Source organism: Metabacillus crassostreae (assembly GCF_016908395.1).
Taxonomy (GTDB): Bacteria; Bacillota; Bacilli; order Bacillales; family Bacillaceae; genus Metabacillus; species Metabacillus crassostreae.
The window spans coordinates 1,075,421-1,095,333 of sequence record NZ_JAFBDU010000001.1 but is presented as its reverse complement, the minus strand read 5'-3'; the positions used below and the strand labels follow the sequence as shown (position 1 = coordinate 1,095,333).

Below are 19,913 nucleotides of genomic sequence, written 5' to 3'. Positions count from 1 at the left end.
ACAAGATTATTGATAAACTGATAGTTATATATAAAAAATTTCAACATTGCTTTATAGAGGGGTGTAATTACATGATAAATCAGCTTTCCTGGAAAGTTGGAGGACAGCAAGGAGAAGGTATTGAAAGTACTGGTGAAGTTTTCTCTATTGCATTAAACCGACTAGGTTATTTTTTATACGGATACCGCCACTTTTCTTCACGTATTAAAGGTGGACATACAAATAACAAAATTCGTGTGAGTACAAAACAGGTTCGATCTATTTCTGATAATCTTGATATATTAGTAGCTTTTGATCAAGAGACAATTGATGTGAATTTCCATGAGCTAAGAGATGGTGGAATTGTCCTTGCAGATGCTAAATTTAAGCCAAGTATACCAGAAAGTGACAATGTAACATTATATTCTGTTCCTTTTACTGAAATTGCTACTGAATTAGGCACTTCATTGATGAAAAACATGGTAGCAATTGGTGCAACAAGTGCCATTTTAGATATTGAACCTAATCAGTATCATGAAGTGGTAAATGATACATATGGTAAAAAAGGTGAAAAGATTGTTGAAAAAAATATGGAAGCAATCTCAAAGGGTGCCGCGTATTTAAAAGAAGAGCTTGGTTTTAACCGACAAGATATGTTTCTTGAAAAAGCAGATGGTCATAAGCGGATGTTTATGATTGGTAACGATGCAATAGCTTTAGGTGCAATTGCTGGTGGGTCTCGCTTTATGGCAGCTTATCCTATAACACCTGCTTCTGAAATTATGGAATACTTAATAGAAAAAATGCCGAAATTCGGTGGGGCTGTTATTCAAACAGAGGATGAAATTGCCGCATGTACAATGGCAATCGGTGCTAATTATGCTGGTGCACGCACATTTACAGCATCTGCTGGTCCTGGATTATCACTAATGATGGAAGCTATTGGACTTTCAGGAATGACAGAACAACCTCTTGTTATTATTGATACTCAAAGAGGTGGTCCAAGTACAGGATTACCGACAAAGCAGGAGCAATCGGATTTAATGGCCATGATATATGGCACACATGGTGAAATTCCTAAAGTTGTCATGGCTCCAAGTACAGTTCAAGAGGCATTTTATGACACAATAGAAGCATTTAATATAGCTGAGGAATATCAAGTACCTGTTATTCTTTTAACTGATCTTCAATTATCTTTAGGAAAACAAACTGTGGAGCCATTAGATTATAGTGAAATAAATATTCGTCGCGGAAAGCTATTAACGGAAGATTTACCTGAATCAGAGAATAAAGCATACTTCAAGCGTTTTGAAGTAACAGAAGATGGTGTTTCACCACGAGTTATTCCAGGAATGAAAAATGGTATTCACCATGTAACAGGTGTTGAGCATGAAGAAACTGGTAAGCCATCAGAATCAGCTAGCAACCGTGTAGCACAAATGGATAAGCGACTTAGAAAACTAGATGGTCTTGCGTTTAAAAATCCTGTTTATAAAAATCTTCAACATGAAAATCCGGACGTTTTACTTGTTGGGTATATTTCAACTAGAGGTACAATAGAGGAAGCTATAACTCGTTTAGAAGAGGATGGGATTAAGGTGAATCATGCACAAATACGTTTAATCCATCCTTTTCCAACTGAAGAATTGGAGCCCTTAGTAGAAGCTGCTAAAAAAGTTATTGTTGTTGAAAATAATGCTACTGGTCAATTAGCAAGTTTATTAAAAATGAATGTTGGGAATGCAAAGAAAATTTCATCATTATTAAAATATGACGGTAATCCATTCCTTCCTCATGAAATTCATACGAGAAGTAAGGAGTTGTTATAAAATGGCGACAACTTTTAAAGATTTTCGAAATAATGTAAAACCAAACTGGTGTCCTGGCTGTGGGGATTTTTCTGTTCAAGCTGCAATACAGCGAGCCTCTGCAAATGTAGGCTTAACACCAGAGGACTTAGCTGTTGTATCTGGAATTGGCTGTTCAGGTCGTATTTCCGGATACATTAACTCTTATGGCTTCCATGGAATTCATGGTCGATCTTTACCAATAGCTCAAGGTGTAAAAATGGCCAATAAAGATTTAACTGTTATTGCGTCAGGTGGTGATGGTGACGGCTTTGCAATCGGAATGGGACATACAATTCATGCAATTCGACGTAACATAGATATTACGTATATTGTTATGGATAATCAAATTTACGGATTAACTAAAGGACAAACATCTCCACGTAGTGATGCTGGTTTTGTAACGAAAAGTACGCCAGAAGGTTCAATTGAATCTGCTTTATCTGTTATGGAAATGGCATTAACAGCTGGTGCAACATTTGTTGCTCAAAGCTTTTCAACTGATTTGAAAGACTTAACTGCCTTAATAGAAGCTGGAATTAATCATAAAGGATTTTCACTTATCAATGTGTTTAGTCCTTGTGTTACTTATAACAAGGTAAATACTTATGATTGGTTTAAAGAAAATTTAACTAAACTTGCAGATGTGGAAGGCTATGATCCACATAGCAAAGAAACGGCCATGCAAACACTTATGAAGCATAAAGGATTAGTAACAGGACTGATCTATCAAAACACTGAGCAAAAATCTTATCAAGAACTTTTAACTGGCTACAGCGAAAAGCCATTATCACAAGCTGATTTAGAGATTGATGAAGAAGTGTTCAATAAATTAGTTGCAGAATTTATGTAACGATTAAAAAGGTTGATGATTATTCATCAATCTTTTTTTTATGCCCTTTTTCATAAAGTTCTTGTAACCTTTTCATTAGCTATCATTTTAATAGAGAGTAAAAATACATGACTTCTGTGAAAACAGTAAATTTAATTAAATCATAATAATATTATGTAAACTAAAATAGTTTGCATTCGTAATTATAGGTGTATAGATATAAATTTTAAATTTTATTTTATATACAATCATTTGTCCACTATAAAGAGACACATATATTTACAAAGCAAATAATTATGTTAAAATATAGATATATAAAGGTTTTAACTTTAAGGGGTGTTTTTCTTGGGTGGAAAAATGAAAGCGGTTGTAAAGCATCACCACGGTTATGGGGCAAAATTGCAGATGGTTGATATTCCAAGCATAGCCGAGGATGAAGTGTTAATTAAGGTAAAGGCCACTTCAATATGTGGAACTGATGTTCATATCTATAAATGGGATGAATGGTCTGAAAGTCGTGTAAATCCACCATATGTTTTTGGTCATGAATTTTCAGGAGAAGTAGTAGAAATAGGCTCTAAAGTGACAAATATTTCAATTGGTGATTCCGTTTCAGCTGAAACACATTTAGTCTGCGGGAAATGTTCACAATGTTTAACTGGAAGTGCACATATATGTAAAAACACAAAAATTATTGGTGTGGACACACAAGGATGTTTTGCTGAGTATGTTGCAATACCTTCGGGTAATATTTGGGTAAATCCAAAAGAAATGCCTTTTGATGTTGCGGCAATTCAAGAACCAATGGGTAATGCGGTTCATACTGTTCTTTCAGGAGATGTTGTGGGGAAAACAGTAGCAATTATTGGTTGTGGACCTATTGGCATTATGGCTGTTGGTGTTGCTAAGGCAGCAGGTGCAGCACAAGTGATAGCTTTTGATCTAAATGACTATCGACTTACATTAGCAAAAATGATGGGAGCAACTACTATTGTTAATTCCAAAATTGATGATCCACTTCATGTTGTACAAAAACTGACAGCAGGAAACGGTGTGGATGTTGTCTGTGAAATGTCAGGTCACCCAATAGCTATGAATCAAGGTTTTAAAATGGTCACAAATGGTGGGAGAGTTTCGATCTTAAGCTTACCGGTTCGCCCAATTGAATTTGATGTTACAAATGATATCGTTTTCAAAGGGGTAACGGTAAAAGGTATAACAGGTAGGAAAATGTTTGAAACATGGCAACAGGTTTCAAGCTTAATCCACTCAGGTCAAGTGGATGTAAAACCGATGATCACTCATCACTTTTCTTTAGAAGAGTTTGAAAAAGGTTTTGACCTTATGATTGAAGGTAATTGTGGCAAAGTTGTGCTACATCCTTAAAAGGAAATAGGAGGAGATAAATATGAAAGGCTTTGAATACTTAAAAACCGAACTAGATAATATGAAAAAAGAAGGAACTTTCAGAAACTTAGTTCCTTTAGAAAGTGATCAAGGTGCAAAGGTTGTTATAAATGGTAAAGAAGTCATACAGCTTTCCTCAAATAATTATTTAGGCTTAACGAGTCACCCACGGTTATGTAAAGCAGCAATAGAAGCAGTAAAAACATATGGAGCAGGTACTGGTTCAGTTCGTACAATTGCAGGCACATTAACTATGCATCAAAAGCTAGAAGAAAAATTAGCAACCTTCAAACATACTGAAGCAGCTTTGGTTTTTCAATCGGGTTTTACGACGAATCAAGGTGTCCTTTCTTCAATTTTAACAAAAGATGATGTAGTTATTTCAGATTCATTAAATCATGCATCTATTATTGATGGTATTCGATTAACAAAAGCAGCAAGAAAAGTATATAAACACATCGACATGACTGACCTTGAGAAAGCTTTAAAGGAGTCAATGGATTTTAGAGTAAGAGTAATAGTAACTGATGGTGTTTTCTCAATGGATGGTAATATAGCACCACTTCCTGAAATTGTTAATTTAGCTGAGAAATATGATGCTTTAGTTATGGTAGATGATGCACACGCGTCTGGTGTTTTAGGTGAAAATGGTCGTGGAACAGTTAATCATTTTGGTTTAGATGGACGTGTTCATATTCAGGTAGGTACCTTAAGTAAAGCAGTTGGTGTATTAGGAGGTTATGTAGCAAGCACTAAAACTCTTGTTGATTACTTAATTCATAAAGGAAGACCATTTTTATTTAGTACATCACATCCACCTGCAGTTACCGCAGCTTGTATTGAGGCGATTGACGTATTATTGGAAGAACCAGAATTAATTGAAAAACTGTGGGACAATACAAAGTTTTTTAAAGAAGGGCTTAACAAATTAGGCTTTAATACTGGAAATAGTGATACTCCAATTACACCTGTCATGGTTGGAGATGAGGCGATTTCGCATCAATTTTCAGATAAATTACTTGAATATGGTGTTTTTGCGCAAGGAATTGCCTTTCCAACAGTTGCAAAGGGTCAAGCACGTGTTAGAACAATTGTAACTGCTGAGCATACAAAACAAGAACTTCAAGAAGCATTGAATATTTTTGAAAAAGCAGGAAAAGAGCTTGAAATCATTTAAAAACACTATAAAGTGACTGGGACATAATTAAAGATGTCATACAAAAAGACGAATAAATCTAAATTCAGTTAAGTTGAAAGAAATAAGTTCGTTCCATTGCGCTGCAAACATTTGCTTTCCGCGGGGAGGAAGCTAAGCCTCCTCGGCGCAAGCGCCTGTGGGGTCTCAGCCTTTCCTCTGCACCCGCAGGAGTCAAATGTTTTCCGCTCCATTCCACTAGTTCTTAAAAATAGTATGCAAAATTAAAAAATCTTTTAAAGACAGCAAATAAAAACCCGAAATATTAGGCTAATAATAAACTGAAATATCTTCCTTATATTTCGGGTTTATCATTAGCTTAAATACTAATGTCCCAGACCCTTTCAATATTTAAGCTAAAGAGCCATAAAGTTATTTCAGGTAAATTCTAGGCATATGGAGTTTAAGTTAATACAAAATCAATTTTACTGTAATTTTAATAAATCTATATACATATTCTGGGCATACTTAACTAGATGAATTGATATAGATTGGAGTGTTATGATGAAAGCTGTAACTTATCAAAGTCCAAATAATGTTGCTGTCAAAGAAGTGCCAGATGCAAAGCTTGAGAAAAAAGATGATATTATTGTTAAAATAACGTCAACAGCAATTTGTGGTTCTGACCTACATTTATACCAAGGTAATATGCCATTACCAGAAGGGTATATTATTGGTCATGAACCTATGGGCATTGTAGAAGAAGTGGGTCCAGATGTAACAAAAGTGAAAAAAGGTGACAGAGTTGTCATTCCGTTTAATGTATCCTGTGGAGAATGTGTTTATTGTCAAAGTGATTTAACAAGTCAATGCGATAATTCAAATCCTCATTATGATTCTGGTGGATTATTTGGATATACCGAAAAATTCGGTAATCATCCAGGTGGACAGGCTGAATATTTAAAGGTTCCCTTTGGTAATTACACACCTTTTTTAATTCCAGAGTCTTGTGAATTAGAAGACGAGTCACTTCTATTTTTATCAGATGTACTACCAACTGCTTACTGGAGTGTTGAGCATGCGGGAGTCAAAAAAGATGATACAGTTATCGTACTAGGTAGTGGTCCTGTAGGATTAATGGCTCAAAAGTTTGCTTGGATGAAGGGGGCAAAACGAGTTATTGCTGTTGATTATGAAACATACCGCTTAAATCATGCAAAAGAGAAGAACAAAGTTGAAACGTTCAACTTTACAGAATTTCCGGATATGGGAGAACACTTGAAAGAAATCACACATGGTGGAGCAGATGTTGTGATAGACTGTGTTGGTATGGATGGTAAAAAATCTCCTTTAGAATATATAGAGCAAAAGTTAAAGCTGCAAGGTGGAACAATAGGAGCCATACAAATTGCAACAAAAGCAGTAAGAAAATGTGGAACAGTCCAGCTTACAGGTGTATATGGAGCTAATTACAATAACTTTCCATTAGGAGCCTTTTTTGCAAGAAACATTTCACTTAAAATGGGTCAGGCTCCAATTATCCCAATCATGCCAAAGCTATATGATATGATTACGAGTAAAGAAATTGATCCACAAGAGATTATTACTCATAAAACTTCATTAGATGATGCAGAACATGCATATAAAATCTTTAACGGTCATGATGACCAATGTATAAAGGTTGTTTTAAAACCATAAGTAAATCAATAAGGCTGACATAGATTAGGCTGTAAGACCTTACTATGTTGGTCTTTTTTTATTATTTTAAAATTTATACTAAGAAAAACCTTATAAAATGAATTTTCCTACATTTTTAATCTTAACAAAAATAAAGTAAACTAGTAAAAGTAGATAAATGATTCGTAGATTAATAATTTAAGGTGATAATAGATGAAAGTAATCATAGCAGAAAAACCAGATCAAGCTGCTACACTATGCGCTCAATTTCAAAGAGTTAAAAGAGATGGTTATTTTGAAATAAAGCCTAATGATCTGTTTCCAAAAGGTGCTTATTGTACGTGGGCTATAGGACATTTAACTCAATTAAGTGCACCGGAAGCTTATAAAGCAGAGTGGAAAAAATGGTCGCTTTCCATGCTGCCAATTATTCCAGAGAAATTTCAATATGAAGTGACAAAATCAAAAACAAAACAATTCAATGTCGTTAATAAGCTTCTTAAAAATCCATCTGTTAATGAAATCATCCATGCGGGTGATGCTGGGCGAGAAGGGGAACTAATTATTCGCAACATCATCAGCTTATCTGGTGTGAAAAAACCTTTGAAAAGATTGTGGATATCATCATTAACTCCTGCTTCTATTCTCGAAGGCTTTCGGCAATTACTCGATGATGAAAGAACGAAAAATCTCTATTATGAAGCCTATTCACGTGCTTGTGCAGACTGGTTAGTAGGAATGAATGCTTCTAGAGTATATTCGCTTCTGTTAAAGCAAAAAGGTATGAATGATGTTTTTTCAGCAGGTCGTGTACAAACACCTACGCTTGCTTTAATTGTGAAAAGAGAAAAAGAGATTGAGCATTTTAAGCCTGAGCCCTTTTGGGAAATTGTTGCAACGTTTAAAGTAAATGGAAAGAAATATAAAGGGAAATGGCAAAAAGATAACCAAACGCGTGTGTTGGAAGAAGAACTTGCACAGAAGATAGCCTCATTCTGTCAGAATAAGCCAGCAGAAATAAAAGAGCTAATTACTGAGCGAAAGGAATATCAACCACCGTTATTATTTAATTTATCATCCTTACAAGCAACAGCGAATAAAGCATTTAAATTTTCACCTAAGAAAACATTAGATATTGTTCAATCACTTTATCAAAAAGGTATAGTATCTTATCCGCGTAGTGATTCGACTTATGTTACCAAAGGAGAAGCTGAACAATTTCCGGATATATTAACAAAGCTTAGCAAATTTGAAGAATATAAAGATCTTTTTCCCTTACCTAAACAATCAATAATAAACAATACAAGGTATGTTAATGAAAAAAAGGTAACAGATCACTATGCCATTATTCCAACGGAACAAGTAAGAGATCCAAAACGTATGTCTGGTGATGAACAAAAAATGTATGACATGATAGTACGAAGATTAATAGCAGCACATTATGAAAAGGCGATTTTTGATTATTCAACTTTATCTACTTTGGTAGATGGACGTGCAGAATTTATTACAAAGGGTAAACAACAGATCCAAGAAGGATGGCGTAAAGTAATTTTTCAAGACGATAAAGAAAAAGATGAATTACTTCCAAATGTCCAAAAAGGTGACACTGGGCATGTAGACAAGATTGAAACAAAGGAAGGTAAAACACAGCCACCTAAACGGTATACAGAGGGTCAGTTAATCACTTTAATGAAAACGGCTGGAAAATATTTAGATAACGATGAATTAGAAAAAATATTAAGTAAGGTTGAAGGTTTGGGAACAGAAGCAACACGAGCTGGGATTATTACAATGCTACAAGATCGTAAGTATATCGAAGTAAAGAAGAATCAAGTATTTGCAACAGATAAGGGAAAAGTTCTTATAGAAGCTGTAGGTGATCATGTTTTAGCTTCTCCAGAGATGACTGCTAAATGGGAGCAGCGTTTATCAGAAATAGGTGAAGGACAAGCCTCACCAGCTTTATTTATGGAGCAAACTAAAAAACTATCAACTAAAATCGTGTCAGATGCTATTTCTATTGCAGCAACATGGAATTTTGAAGGACTTAATGTTGAGTCCATACAACGGACTACTTCGCGCTACTCGATAGGGAAAAATGTAGGTAAATGTAAATTGTGTGATGGTGATATAGTTGATAAAGGTGAATTCTACGGTTGTACGAACTATAAACAAACAAAATGCAATTTTACAATATCAAAGAAAATTCTTAGCAAGAAAATTTCACAAACTAATATTCAGAAGCTATTAAAGGGAGATCAAACAAATTTAATAAAAGGATTTAAAAAAGGTGATAAAACATTTGATGCAAAGTTAGATTGGAAAGAAGGAAAAATTCAATTTATTTTTGAGTCAGCACATACCAAAAACTAGATTAGCATTTTTAGTGAAAAACGTGTACAATTTCCTTACAGATTCTATTAAAGATTGTCTTCTCACAATATAAGCGATATACTATTTAGTTGTATGTTTTAATAAATTTTTTATAGATTTTATAAAAACTGACCATTAAAGTTTTTAGCTTTGCTAAGACGATATGATTGTTGTAGAAAAAGGTAAAAGGTAGTTTGAAAGGAGAATGACAGAATGAATGAACAACAGCGTAAGGAAAGTACTCAAGTAAATCCTTCGGACAAAAAATCCGATAAGGACTACAGCCAGTATTTCCAAGCCGTGTACATGCCTCCTTCTCTAAAGGATGCAAAAAAACGTGGTAAAGAAGAAGTGAAATACGACGGTTTTTCGATTCCTGAAGAATATAGAGCAATGGGACAAGGTAAGAAGTTTTACATCCGCACATATGGGTGTCAAATGAATGAACATGACACAGAGGTTATGGCTGGTATTTTCATGGCACTGGGTTATGAGCCAACTGATGGTGTTGAAGATGCCAATGTAATTCTACTAAATACTTGTGCAATTCGTGAAAATGCAGAAAACAAAGTGTTTGGGGAGCTTGGTCATTTAAAGACTTTAAAGAAAAGAAGACCTGACTTATTATTAGGTGTTTGTGGATGTATGTCACAGGAAGAGTCTGTTGTTAATCGTATACTAAAGGTTCACCCATTTGTTGATATGATCTTTGGTACACATAATATACACAGACTACCTAGCATTCTTCATGAAGCTTATATGTCTAAAGAAATGGTTGTAGAAGTATGGTCTAAAGAAGGAGATGTTATTGAAAACCTTCCGAAAGTCCGTAAAGGCAATATTAAGGCATGGGTAAACATTATGTATGGCTGTGATAAGTTCTGTACGTATTGTATTGTTCCTTACACACGTGGTAAAGAGCGTAGCAGACGTCCAGAGGAAATCATTCAAGAAGTTCGTCATTTAGCTTCACAGGGCTACAAAGAAATTACACTTCTTGGTCAAAATGTTAATGCATATGGTAAGGATTTTGAAGATATTGAGTATGGTTTAGCACACTTGATGGATGAAATCTCAAAAATTGATATTCCAAGACTTCGTTTTACTACAAGTCATCCAAGAGATTTTGATGATCATTTAATCGAAGTATTAGCAAAAGGTGGAAATCTTTTAGATCATATTCATTTACCAGTTCAATCAGGTAGTACGGACATCCTAAAGATTATGGCTCGTAAATACAGTCGTGAGCATTATTTAGATCTTGTGCGTAAAATTAAAGAAGCAATGCCTAATGCATCTCTAACAACAGATATTATTGTTGGATTCCCTAACGAAACAGAAGAACAATTTGAAGAAACACTTTCATTATATCGAGAAGTAGAGTTTGATAGTGCTTATACCTTTATTTACTCACCTCGTGAAGGTACACCTGCTGCTAAAATGGAGGATAATGTACCGATGGAAGTGAAAAAAGAACGTCTTCAACGCTTAAATGCTTTGGTGAATGAAACATCAGCTAAAAAGCTAAAAGAATATGAAGGTAAAACTGTTGATGTTCTTGTTGAAGGTGAAAGTAAAAATAACCCTGATGTTCTCGCAGGTTATACTGAGAAAAGTAAGCTAGTAAACTTTAAGGCACCAAAATCTTCCATTGGGCAAATTGTAAAAGTTAAAATAACGAAAGCAAAAACATGGACGCTTAATGGAGAAATGGTAGAAGAAGCGGTTGAGGTGAACTAAGATGACAACATTATATTCAAAAGAAGATATCGTAGCAAAAGCACGTGAATTGGCACAAATGATTTCTGAGTCTAACGAGGTTGATTTCTTCAAACGTGCTGAAGCACAAATTAATGAAAATCAAAAAATTCGTGAAATGATTTCAAGTATTAAAAGCTTACAAAAGCAAGCTGTTAACTTCCAACATTATGGAAAACACGAAGCTTTAAAACAGGTAGAAGAAAAAATTGAAAAAATTCAAAACCAACTAGATGAAATTCCAATCATTCAGGAATTTCAAGATTCTCAAGTTGAAGTGAATGATTTACTTCAGCTTGTGTCACATACAATTTCAAATAAAGTGACTAATGAAGTAATCTCTTCTACTGGTGGAGACCTTTTAGCTGGTGAAACAGGTTCGAAGGTCCGTAGCTCTACTGGTGGTAGCTGTTCATAAATTTAAGAAATAGGCATGCGAAATAACGCATGCCTATTTTTTTATGTTTTTGAAATTGAGTGGTACCCTTTGCCATTGTTCTAATCTTTTGGAAGGTGTTCTTTAGACTTATGATGTGAAGGTATAATAAAAAATGAAAGCTATTCTAAAATTTTTTATAACTCTTAGAATAGCAATAAAAATTTTATTAATTATGCATATTTGGCGTTATTTGGACATAAATTTCTTTGAAACACTAGAAGAAATTCAAGTTAAAAATCACTTTGGTTTCTTTGCAATTATTTTGTTGTAGTAAAGATAGGCTTTCACTTTTTTTAAGAACATGCACCTTTTTTGTTTTTTAGGCACATATTGCATCAATGCAGCATACAATGAACTATAAAGTTTCATGAATTGGATACTCATGTCATCAATTCATTTTATTATTTAGCACATATGTTACTAGCCTAACATAGGATTTAATGAAGATTTATTGAGGAGGGTATGCTCGAATGTCTGAATACAGAGAGATTATCACAAAAGCAGTTGTTGCGAAAGGCCGCAAGTTTACACAGTGTACACATACGATTTCACCATCGCAAAAACCTGCGAGCATTTTAGGTGGCTGGATTATTAACCATAATTATGATGCTCATAAGAATGGGAAAACAGTTGAAGTAGAAGGTACTTATGACATTAACGTTTGGTATTCTTACAACGAAAACACAAAAACAGAAGTTGTGACTGAACGTGTAACATATGTCGACGTAATAAAGCTTCGTTATAAAGATGACAATTTCATTGATGACGAACACGAAGTTATCTGTAAAGCACTTCAACAGCCAAATTGCCTTGAGGTTACAATTTCACCAAATGGCAATAAAATCATTGTTCAAGCCGAAAGAGAACATCTTGCAGAAGTTATTGGTGAAACTAAAGTTTGTGTTCATGTTAATCCAGAAGGCTGCGACGATGATGAAGATTGGGAAGAAGAATTAGATGACGAATTTGAAGATTTAAATCCAGAGTTTTTAGTTGGAGATGTAGAGGAGTAACTAGGAGGATATTACCTCCTAGTTTTTTCTTAGTTTTCAAAAGGAATTAAAAAAACCTCTTTTTTTAGAGGCTTTTTTAAAAATTAGAACTATTATAATGGATCGTTTTTTTCTTTCAAGCTGTTTGCAATTGCTGTTCTGCTAGTTCTTTATACAATGGATGACTTTCAAATAATTGCTTATGTGTTCCAAGACCTGTAATTTCACCGTTTTCCAGTACTACAATTTGATCTGCCTCAACAACAGTAGCTAGACGATGTGCAATAACTAATGTTGTTCTTCCGATCATTAAGTTTTCTAAAGCTTTTTGAACAAGTTTTTCAGAAGAACTATCAAGATTTGAGGTGGCTTCATCAAGTAAAAGTATTTTTGGGTTTCTAATCAATGCTCTTGCTATAGCAATTCTTTGTCGTTGGCCTCCTGATAATTTTATACCTCTTTCACCAACTTCAGTTTTTAACCCCTGAGGCAAACGTGAAATAAACTCCATCGCATTTGCTTGTGTAGCCGCTTGCTCCACTTCTTCAATTGAAACATCTCTCATTAATCCATACGTTATGTTTTCCATTATGCTTCCTGACATAATGGGGCTTTCCTGTGAAACATAACCAATTTCATTTCTCCAAGATTCTAAATCGAAATCAATTATATTGTTTTCGCCTAAGAAAACTTCGCCATGATCAATTTCATAGAAACGTTCTAAAAGCGAAAATAACGTTGTTTTACCACTTCCGCTTGGACCAACAAAAGCTGTTGTTTTACCAGGAGGTATAGCTAGAGTGATGTTTTTCAAGATAATATCTTTATTGTAGGAAAAAGATACTTTATTAAATACAATTGGTTGTGATGGGTTTGATACAATTTCTTTATTTGAAGGATTTTCAACTTCAATTGCTAATATTTCTTTGATTCTCTCAGTTGCACCCATTGCCTTTTGAAAGGCTGTAAAAGCAGTTGCCATTGTGCTAAAAGGAATAATGATCTGAAACATATAGATTATGATTGCTACTAATGAGCCCGCTGAAAGTTCACCAGTTGAAACACGTACCCCTCCATAACCAATTAACATAATCAACATAAGCATCATGATAAATGTCATAAACGGTGAAATAATTGCTTGGATTTTTGCTTCTTTTAGACCAAACTCAAATAAATGAGATATCCCTTTTTTCCCTTTCTCTAACTCTATTTTCTCAGCATGATAAGCTTTAACCAATCGGATTTCAGATAATACTCTTCCTAGATTACCAGAAAAACTCGCCATTTCATCTTGCATTAACTTTGATATTGTGAATATTTTTCTGCCAAGTGGAATGAAAACTGCTAAAGAAATAGGGATTGCTAATAACATAAATAGAGTCATTTTCCAGTCGATCATACAAAGAATAATGATCGTTGCAAAAATGGAGATCAATCCTGTAACAAAAGAAATCATATGCTGGGTGATCAATGTTTTTACTGTATTTGTATCCTGAGTGACTCTGCTCATTGTTTCACCAGATTCAAATGTATCAAAAAAAGGTATCGGAAGTTTGAGGATGTGGGCCCATAATCTCTCACGAATGGATGAGACCACCTTTTCACCTATATATGTCATTAAATAATAAGCGAATCCAGATGTAACAGCTTGCAATACAAATGCTAAAGCCAATATGAGAATGATAGATATCTCTAATGAAGATGAAGCTAACTGATCAACTAAATCTTTAGTGAGAAGCGGTACGATAAGACCTGAACCTGTTTCAACGATGCTTAATAAAAGAGCGACGATTAAGATCCCTTTTGGGGGCTTTGAACTCTTTAACATATTCCAAAAAGCTTTTACTGTTTCTCCTTTAATTTGTTTATCTTCCATTTAAGTTCACTCCTATTTTTGTTAAATAAATATCGAAGGCTTTAGCTAACCATTCTTCTTCCTCCTTTGTAAATGGTGAAGGAAATAACCAAGGATCTTCATCGATATTTTCCGGGATATCTTCTAAAAATGTGGTGATATTCATACCTGAAACCTCTTCAGTAAGCTGTATATATTCATATATTAGTTGTTGTATTTCATAGCATCCCGGATCTTTACCATATAAACTTTTAAGTGTAGAAGAAAACTCTAAAAAAGATTTTTCAATCTGTTTTTGCTTTTCATCACTATGAAGATACATTTTTTGTACTTTTTCTTCGTCAAAAATTGTTTTGAGCCATTCTTTTTGTTCATCTTCTTTTTGAATCATGTGAATTAGAAAAACAAAGATGGAGGAATCAACTTTTTTATTGTCATCAACAAGATGTATTGCATGATCTAGTGTCTTAATCATTTGTTTTATTTGTGATTGTTTTTCAATCATTTTCTGCTTTTGATAGTGTAAAGACTCTTTTAGATCCCAATTACTTGAGTTCATTAATTCCTTTATTTCATCTAAAGAGAAGCCTAAAAATTTTAGCGAAATGATCTTTTGCAAAGTAATAATATCTTCATCAGTGTAATATCTTCTACCTTTATCAGAAACTTGAGAGGGATGTAAGATCCCAATTTCATCATAATAATGCAAAGTACGAACAGTGGTCATAGTCTTTTTTGCGAATTCTCCAATCGGATATGTTGTATTCATGGCTCTCTCCTTTTAATAGATATCTTTTTTATCTATAAACCTATTGTAAAATCTAACGTTACGTTAGATGCAACGTTTTTTTGTTTTTTTTTACATTCCTCTGTTTCCCTTATGCATAAACACCAAGAATTTGTCGATCTATGGTATAATAAAATGTAATTTTTATAGAACGTTTAGGTGATATTGGGGGATAAAAATGGCAACATATACGCCGATGATACAACAATATTTAAAGATTAAGGCAAATTATCAAGATGCCTTTTTATTTTTTCGATTAGGTGATTTTTATGAAATGTTTTTTGATGATGCCATCCATGCATCACAGGAACTTGAAATTACATTAACAAGTCGTGATGGTGGTGGAGAGGATCGAATTCCAATGTGTGGAGTTCCGCATCATTCTGCACCTAACTATATTGAGCAGCTTATTACAAAAGGCTATAAAGTCGCTATCTGTGAGCAAACAGAAGATCCAAAGCAAGCAAAAGGTGTTGTTAGACGAGAGGTAGTACAGCTAATTACACCTGGAACTGTTATGGATGGGAAAGCGATACAAGACAAAGAAAATAACTACATTGCTTCTGTAACAGTTTTTGACTCTCAATTTGGTCTTGCTTTAAGTGATTTAACAACAGGAGAAAATTTGGTTGCTATTTGTGCAAGCTTTGATGAGCTTTTAAATGAGGTTTATTCTGTTGGAGCCAAGGAAGTTGTTATTTCAAATGAATTTCCTGAATCATTGAAAAAACAACTAATTGATCGATGTCAGGCGACACTGTCATATCAACCTGATAGCAATGCTGCCTCTAAATTTGAATCTATACTAAATCAAGTTCAGGATGAGCGTCTTGTTATAACGTTCGAACGATTACTAACATATCTTGAACGTACTCAAAAGAGAAGTCTTGATCATCTTCAACAAGTTAAGGTGTATTATTTACAAGATGCAATGAAAATAGATTTATATTCAAAAAGGAATTTAGAACTAACAGAAACGATTCGTTCAAAAGGAAAAAAAGGATCACTTCTATGGCTATTATATGAAACAAAGACTGCCATGGGCGCTCGTCTTCTAAAGCAATGGGTGGACAAGCCCCTAGTTGATCGCTCAAAAATAGAAGAACGCTTAATGATGGTTGAAACATTAATAGCGAACTATTTTGAACGAGAGGATTTAAGGCAGCTTTTAAAAGAAGTTTATGATTTAGAGCGTTTAGCAGGTCGAGTTGCTTTTGGAAATGTAAATGCTAGAGACTTGATTCAATTAAAAAAATCGTTACAGCAAGTTCCAGAGATCGAAAAATTATGTCTCACATTGCAAAAAGAAGGATACTTTTCACAACACCTTGATGCTTGTGATGATTTAACGATGTTATTAGAGGCATCCATTATTGAAAATCCTCCTTTATCAATAAAAGAGGGAAGCATAATTAAGGACGGTTATCATAGTCAATTAGATCAATACCGAGATGCGAGTCGTAATGGGAAAACATGGATTGCGCAGCTTGAGCAACAGGAAAGACAGAAAACTGGTATTAAATCATTAAAAATCGGCTATAACAAAATATTTGGTTACTTTATTGAAGTATCAAGGGCAAATCTTCATTTATTAGAGGAAGGAGTTTATGAGCGAAAACAAACTCTATCAAATGCAGAACGCTTTATAACGCCTGATCTAAAAGAAAAAGAATCATTAATATTAGAAGCCGAGGAAAAGATCGTTGAATTAGAATATCAGTTATTTGTTGAGATAAGGGAAAAGGTTAAAAACTATATTCCTAGGTTACAAGGTTTAGCGAAGCATTTAAGTCAGTTAGATGCTTTACAATGCTTTGCAACTGTTAGTGAAAATCGTCACTATTGTAAGCCGGAATTTTCAAGCAGTGGTGAGTTATCGATTAAAGATGGACGTCATCCTGTAGTGGAAAAGGTGATGGATTCTCAGGAATATGTACCAAATGATTGTTCGTTTAATAAAGATCGTGGCATGTTGCTTATTACTGGTCCAAATATGTCTGGTAAAAGTACGTATATGAGACAAGTTGCTTTAACTTCTATTATGGCTCAAATTGGTTGTTATGTACCAGCTACAAAAGCGGTTCTACCTATATTTGATCAAATTTTCACCAGAATTGGTGCAGCTGACGACCTGATTTCAGGACAAAGTACATTTATGGTAGAGATGTTAGAGGCTAAAAATGCGATTGCTCACGCAACATCACAAAGCTTAGTTTTGTTTGATGAAATTGGAAGAGGTACTTCTACCTATGATGGGATGGCTTTAGCACAAGCAATAATCGAACATATTCATGAATTTATTGGAGCAAAAACATTATTCTCGACGCATTATCATGAATTAACGGTTCTTGAAGAACAATTACACTCATTAAACAATATCCATGTGAAAGCTATTGAAGAGAACGGTCGTGTAGTTTTTTTACACAAAATTGAAGAAGGTGCAGCAGATAAGAGTTACGGTATCCATGTTGCAGAACTTGCTGATCTTCCAAGTTCACTAATAAAAAGAGCGAAAGAAATTCTAACTGAGTTAGAAAAAGAAAAAACAGAAGCAATACCAGTGAAGTCAAAAGATGTTGTGAAAGAAGAGACTTTTTCAGATTCTCAGCTCTCATTATTTCCAGTTGAAAAACAAGCTTCAAATAAAGGGCAGCGAATACCTAAAAAAGAACAAGCAGCAATCGAACTCTTAAAATCATTAAATCTTTTAGAAATGACTCCATTAGATGCTATGAACGAACTTTATCAGCTCCAGAAAAAAGTAAAGTCTTAAAGAAAAGGATTCAAACTCCTTTAAATTAAAAAGGGTGGTGATACTTTTGGGAAAGATAATACGCCTTGATGATTCACTATCTAATAAAATTGCTGCAGGTGAAGTTGTTGAACGACCAGCTTCTGTTGTAAAAGAATTGTTAGAAAATGCAATTGATGCTAATAGCACTGTTGTTGAAATTGATATTGAAGAAGCGGGCTTAAGCAAAATGCGAATTGTTGATAATGGTGACGGTATTGAACAGGATGATTGTATAAATGCGTTTCATCGTCATGCAACAAGTAAAATTAAAGATGAAAATGATTTATTTCGTATTCGTACTCTTGGCTTTAGGGGGGAAGCTTTACCAAGTATTGCTTCTGTTTCACTTCTTGATATGAAAACAAGCACTGGCGAGGGTGCAGGAACAAACATCATTTTATCTGGTGGGAAAATTGAAAAGCATGTATCTACAGCTAGTCGAAAAGGCACTGATATTACAGTTAGAAACTTATTTTTCAATACACCGGCACGCTTGAAATATATGAAAACGATTCATACAGAATTAGGAAATATAACCGATATTGTTAATCGAATTGCTTTAGCACATCCAGAGGTTTCCATTCGTCTTGTTCATAACGGGAAAAAGCTTTTACACACAAATGGAAGTGGAGATGTTCGCCAAGTTTTAGCTGCAATTTATGGTCTTACTATTGCGAAAAAAATGAAAAAGCTCTCACTCGAGTCATTAGATTTCCATGTGAATGGCTATATAGCACTACCGGAGATCACTAGAGCATCAAGAAACTATATATCAACGATAATTAACGGACGTTTTATTAAAAACTATTCTCTTGTCAAAGCTATTCAGCAAGGTTATCACACTTTACTTCCAATTGGTCGGTTTCCAATTGTCTTTTTAGAAATAAAGATGGACCCTATACTCGTTGATGTGAACGTACATCCTTCAAAGCTCGAGGTAAGATTAAGCAAAGAAGCTGAATTAAATGAGTTAATAACAAGTGGGATAAGAGATATTTTTAAAAAACAACAGCTAATACCCTCTGTTGAAACACCAAAAATCAAAAAAGCAAAATCAATTGATGAACAACAACAATTTACATTTAATCATGGAACGGAGGTAGATCGGCATCATAACCAAAAATTGGCTAATCATGGCACTACCACACCTTTAATAAAAGAAAGTCCATTTTTAGATGATGTGAAGCCATCAATTCCGAATTCAATCAAAATAGAAACATATGAACAAGATAAAGAAAATAGATCTTTTGATGAACAACAGAATGTCATAGAAAATGGAAATGATGAACCGATCGAAAGCCCATTTAGTCAGTTTGAAGATATTATTTCTCAAAATGAATTCTCAGAAGATATAGAGGAAACAGTTGACATTAATGAAAAAATAGACCGTATTCCACCTTTATATCCAATAGGTCAGATGCATGGGACATATATTTTAGCTCAAAATGATCAAGGTCTTTTTATCATTGATCAACATGCAGCACAAGAGAGAATTAAATATGAATTTTATCGAGAAAAGGTTGGAGAAATTCAGTCAGAGGTACAGGAGCTTTTAGTTCCTATTACATTTGAATACTCCAATGATGAAGTGATGATTATTGAGGAGCATCTTGATACACTTGCTCAGGTTGGAATTTTCCTCGAATCCTTTGGTCGCAATAGTTATATTGTAAGATCACATCCACAATGGTTTCCAAAGGGAGATGAAGTAACAACAATAGAAGAAATCATCCAGCAGGTATTAGATGATAAAAAAATTAATTTAAAAAAGCTAAGAGAAGAAGCAGCTATTATGATGAGCTGCAAAGCTTCAATTAAAGCGAATCATCATTTACGAAATGATGAGATATTTGCTTTGTTAGAAACATTAAGACATTCCTCTGATCCGTTTACATGTCCACATGGTAGACCTATCATTGTTCATTATTCGACGTATGAGATGGAGAAAATGTTTAAACGTGTGATGTGATTTTTAACAAGGTAAATCCTTTGGTATATAAAGGTTTTACCTTGTTTAAGATGTAATGACCACAAAACG

General features: G+C 34.2%; 13 protein-coding genes. 11 read left to right on the top strand and 2 right to left on the bottom strand.

Features of this window, described 5'->3' with window-relative positions:
- Positions 1-71: 71 nt before the first annotated feature.
- The 9 genes from JOC75_RS05835 (at position 72) to cotE (ending at position 12,460) form a co-directional block, all read left to right on the top strand.
- Positions 72-1,808 carry a 2-oxoacid:acceptor oxidoreductase subunit alpha gene (locus JOC75_RS05835; protein ID WP_204953124.1) on the top strand — a complete coding sequence of 579 codons (1,737 nt, stop codon included), beginning with the start codon at positions 72-74 and terminating at the stop codon, positions 1,806-1,808.
- Between the two features lies 1 nt (position 1,809).
- Positions 1,810-2,679 (top strand): 2-oxoacid:ferredoxin oxidoreductase subunit beta, encoded by an 870-nt coding sequence (locus JOC75_RS05830; protein WP_204953123.1) that lies wholly within the window; start codon positions 1,810-1,812, stop codon positions 2,677-2,679.
- Between the two features lie 324 nt (positions 2,680-3,003).
- Entirely contained in the window at positions 3,004-4,044 is a 1,041-nt protein-coding gene (tdh, locus tag JOC75_RS05825) for an L-threonine 3-dehydrogenase (protein WP_204953122.1), read from the top strand.
- A 22-nt stretch (positions 4,045-4,066) separates the two neighbouring features.
- Positions 4,067-5,242, top strand: a complete 1,176-nt coding sequence (locus JOC75_RS05820; protein WP_204953121.1) for a glycine C-acetyltransferase — start codon at positions 4,067-4,069, stop codon at positions 5,240-5,242.
- Between the two features lie 522 nt (positions 5,243-5,764).
- Positions 5,765-6,898 carry a zinc-dependent alcohol dehydrogenase gene (locus JOC75_RS05815; RefSeq protein ID WP_204953120.1) on the top strand — a complete coding sequence of 378 codons (1,134 nt, stop codon included), beginning with the start codon at positions 5,765-5,767 and terminating at the stop codon, positions 6,896-6,898.
- A gap of 192 nt (positions 6,899-7,090) precedes the next feature.
- On the top strand, positions 7,091-9,250 hold the full coding sequence (locus JOC75_RS05810; protein WP_204953119.1) for a DNA topoisomerase III: 2,160 nt from the start codon (positions 7,091-7,093) through the stop codon (positions 9,248-9,250).
- Between the two features lie 213 nt (positions 9,251-9,463).
- Positions 9,464-10,990 carry a tRNA (N6-isopentenyl adenosine(37)-C2)-methylthiotransferase MiaB gene (gene miaB, locus JOC75_RS05805; RefSeq protein ID WP_204953118.1) on the top strand — a complete coding sequence of 509 codons (1,527 nt, stop codon included), beginning with the start codon at positions 9,464-9,466 and terminating at the stop codon, positions 10,988-10,990.
- Between the two features lies 1 nt (position 10,991).
- Positions 10,992-11,426, top strand: a complete 435-nt coding sequence (ricA, locus tag JOC75_RS05800) for a regulatory iron-sulfur-containing complex subunit RicA (RefSeq protein ID WP_204953117.1) — start codon at positions 10,992-10,994, stop codon at positions 11,424-11,426.
- 491 nt (positions 11,427-11,917) lie between these two features.
- Positions 11,918-12,460, top strand: coding sequence for an outer spore coat protein CotE (gene cotE, locus JOC75_RS05795; RefSeq protein ID WP_204953116.1), 543 nt, complete (start codon positions 11,918-11,920; stop codon positions 12,458-12,460).
- Between the two features lie 115 nt (positions 12,461-12,575).
- Here the strand turns inward: cotE and JOC75_RS05790 are convergent, their stop codons facing one another.
- Together JOC75_RS05790 and JOC75_RS05785 are read right to left on the bottom strand one after the other, a co-directional pair.
- Entirely contained in the window at positions 12,576-14,315 is a 1,740-nt protein-coding gene (locus JOC75_RS05790; protein ID WP_204953115.1) for an ABC transporter ATP-binding protein, read from the bottom strand.
- Positions 14,305-15,063, bottom strand: a complete 759-nt coding sequence (locus JOC75_RS05785) for a MerR family transcriptional regulator (protein WP_204953114.1) — start codon at positions 15,061-15,063, stop codon at positions 14,305-14,307. Before JOC75_RS05785 ends, JOC75_RS05790 begins: the two co-directional genes overlap by 11 nt.
- 196 nt (positions 15,064-15,259) lie before the next feature.
- On the opposite strand from JOC75_RS05785, the gene mutS reads away from it, so the two are divergent.
- Together mutS and mutL are read left to right on the top strand one after the other, a co-directional pair.
- The gene (mutS, locus tag JOC75_RS05780) at positions 15,260-17,854 is read left to right on the top strand and encodes a DNA mismatch repair protein MutS (protein WP_204953113.1); all 2,595 of its coding nucleotides are present in this window, start codon (positions 15,260-15,262) and stop codon (positions 17,852-17,854) included.
- A gap of 46 nt (positions 17,855-17,900) precedes the next feature.
- Entirely contained in the window at positions 17,901-19,844 is a 1,944-nt protein-coding gene (gene mutL, locus JOC75_RS05775; protein WP_204953112.1) for a DNA mismatch repair endonuclease MutL, read from the top strand.
- Positions 19,845-19,913 lie beyond the last annotated feature (69 nt).

What these genes read in the sequence shown, in the direction of transcription:
- JOC75_RS05835 (WP_204953124.1), top strand. Translation starts at nt 72, where the DNA reads ATGATAAATCAGCTTTCCTGGAAAGTTGGAGGACAGCAAGGAGAAGGT.
- JOC75_RS05830 (WP_204953123.1), top strand. Translation starts at nt 1,810, where the DNA reads ATGGCGACAACTTTTAAAGATTTTCGAAATAATGTAAAACCAAACTGG.
- JOC75_RS05820 (WP_204953121.1), top strand. Translation starts at nt 4,067, where the DNA reads ATGAAAGGCTTTGAATACTTAAAAACCGAACTAGATAATATGAAAAAA.
- JOC75_RS05815 (WP_204953120.1), top strand. Translation starts at nt 5,765, where the DNA reads ATGAAAGCTGTAACTTATCAAAGTCCAAATAATGTTGCTGTCAAAGAA.
- JOC75_RS05810 (WP_204953119.1), top strand. Translation starts at nt 7,091, where the DNA reads ATGAAAGTAATCATAGCAGAAAAACCAGATCAAGCTGCTACACTATGC.
- miaB (WP_204953118.1), top strand. Translation starts at nt 9,464, where the DNA reads ATGAATGAACAACAGCGTAAGGAAAGTACTCAAGTAAATCCTTCGGAC.
- ricA (WP_204953117.1), top strand. Translation starts at nt 10,992, where the DNA reads ATGACAACATTATATTCAAAAGAAGATATCGTAGCAAAAGCACGTGAA.
- cotE (WP_204953116.1), top strand. Translation starts at nt 11,918, where the DNA reads ATGTCTGAATACAGAGAGATTATCACAAAAGCAGTTGTTGCGAAAGGC.
- JOC75_RS05790 (WP_204953115.1), bottom strand. Translation starts at nt 14,315, where the DNA reads ATGGAAGATAAACAAATTAAAGGAGAAACAGTAAAAGCTTTTTGGAAT.
- JOC75_RS05785 (WP_204953114.1), bottom strand. Translation starts at nt 15,063, where the DNA reads ATGAATACAACATATCCGATTGGAGAATTCGCAAAAAAGACTATGACC.
- mutS (WP_204953113.1), top strand. Translation starts at nt 15,260, where the DNA reads ATGGCAACATATACGCCGATGATACAACAATATTTAAAGATTAAGGCA.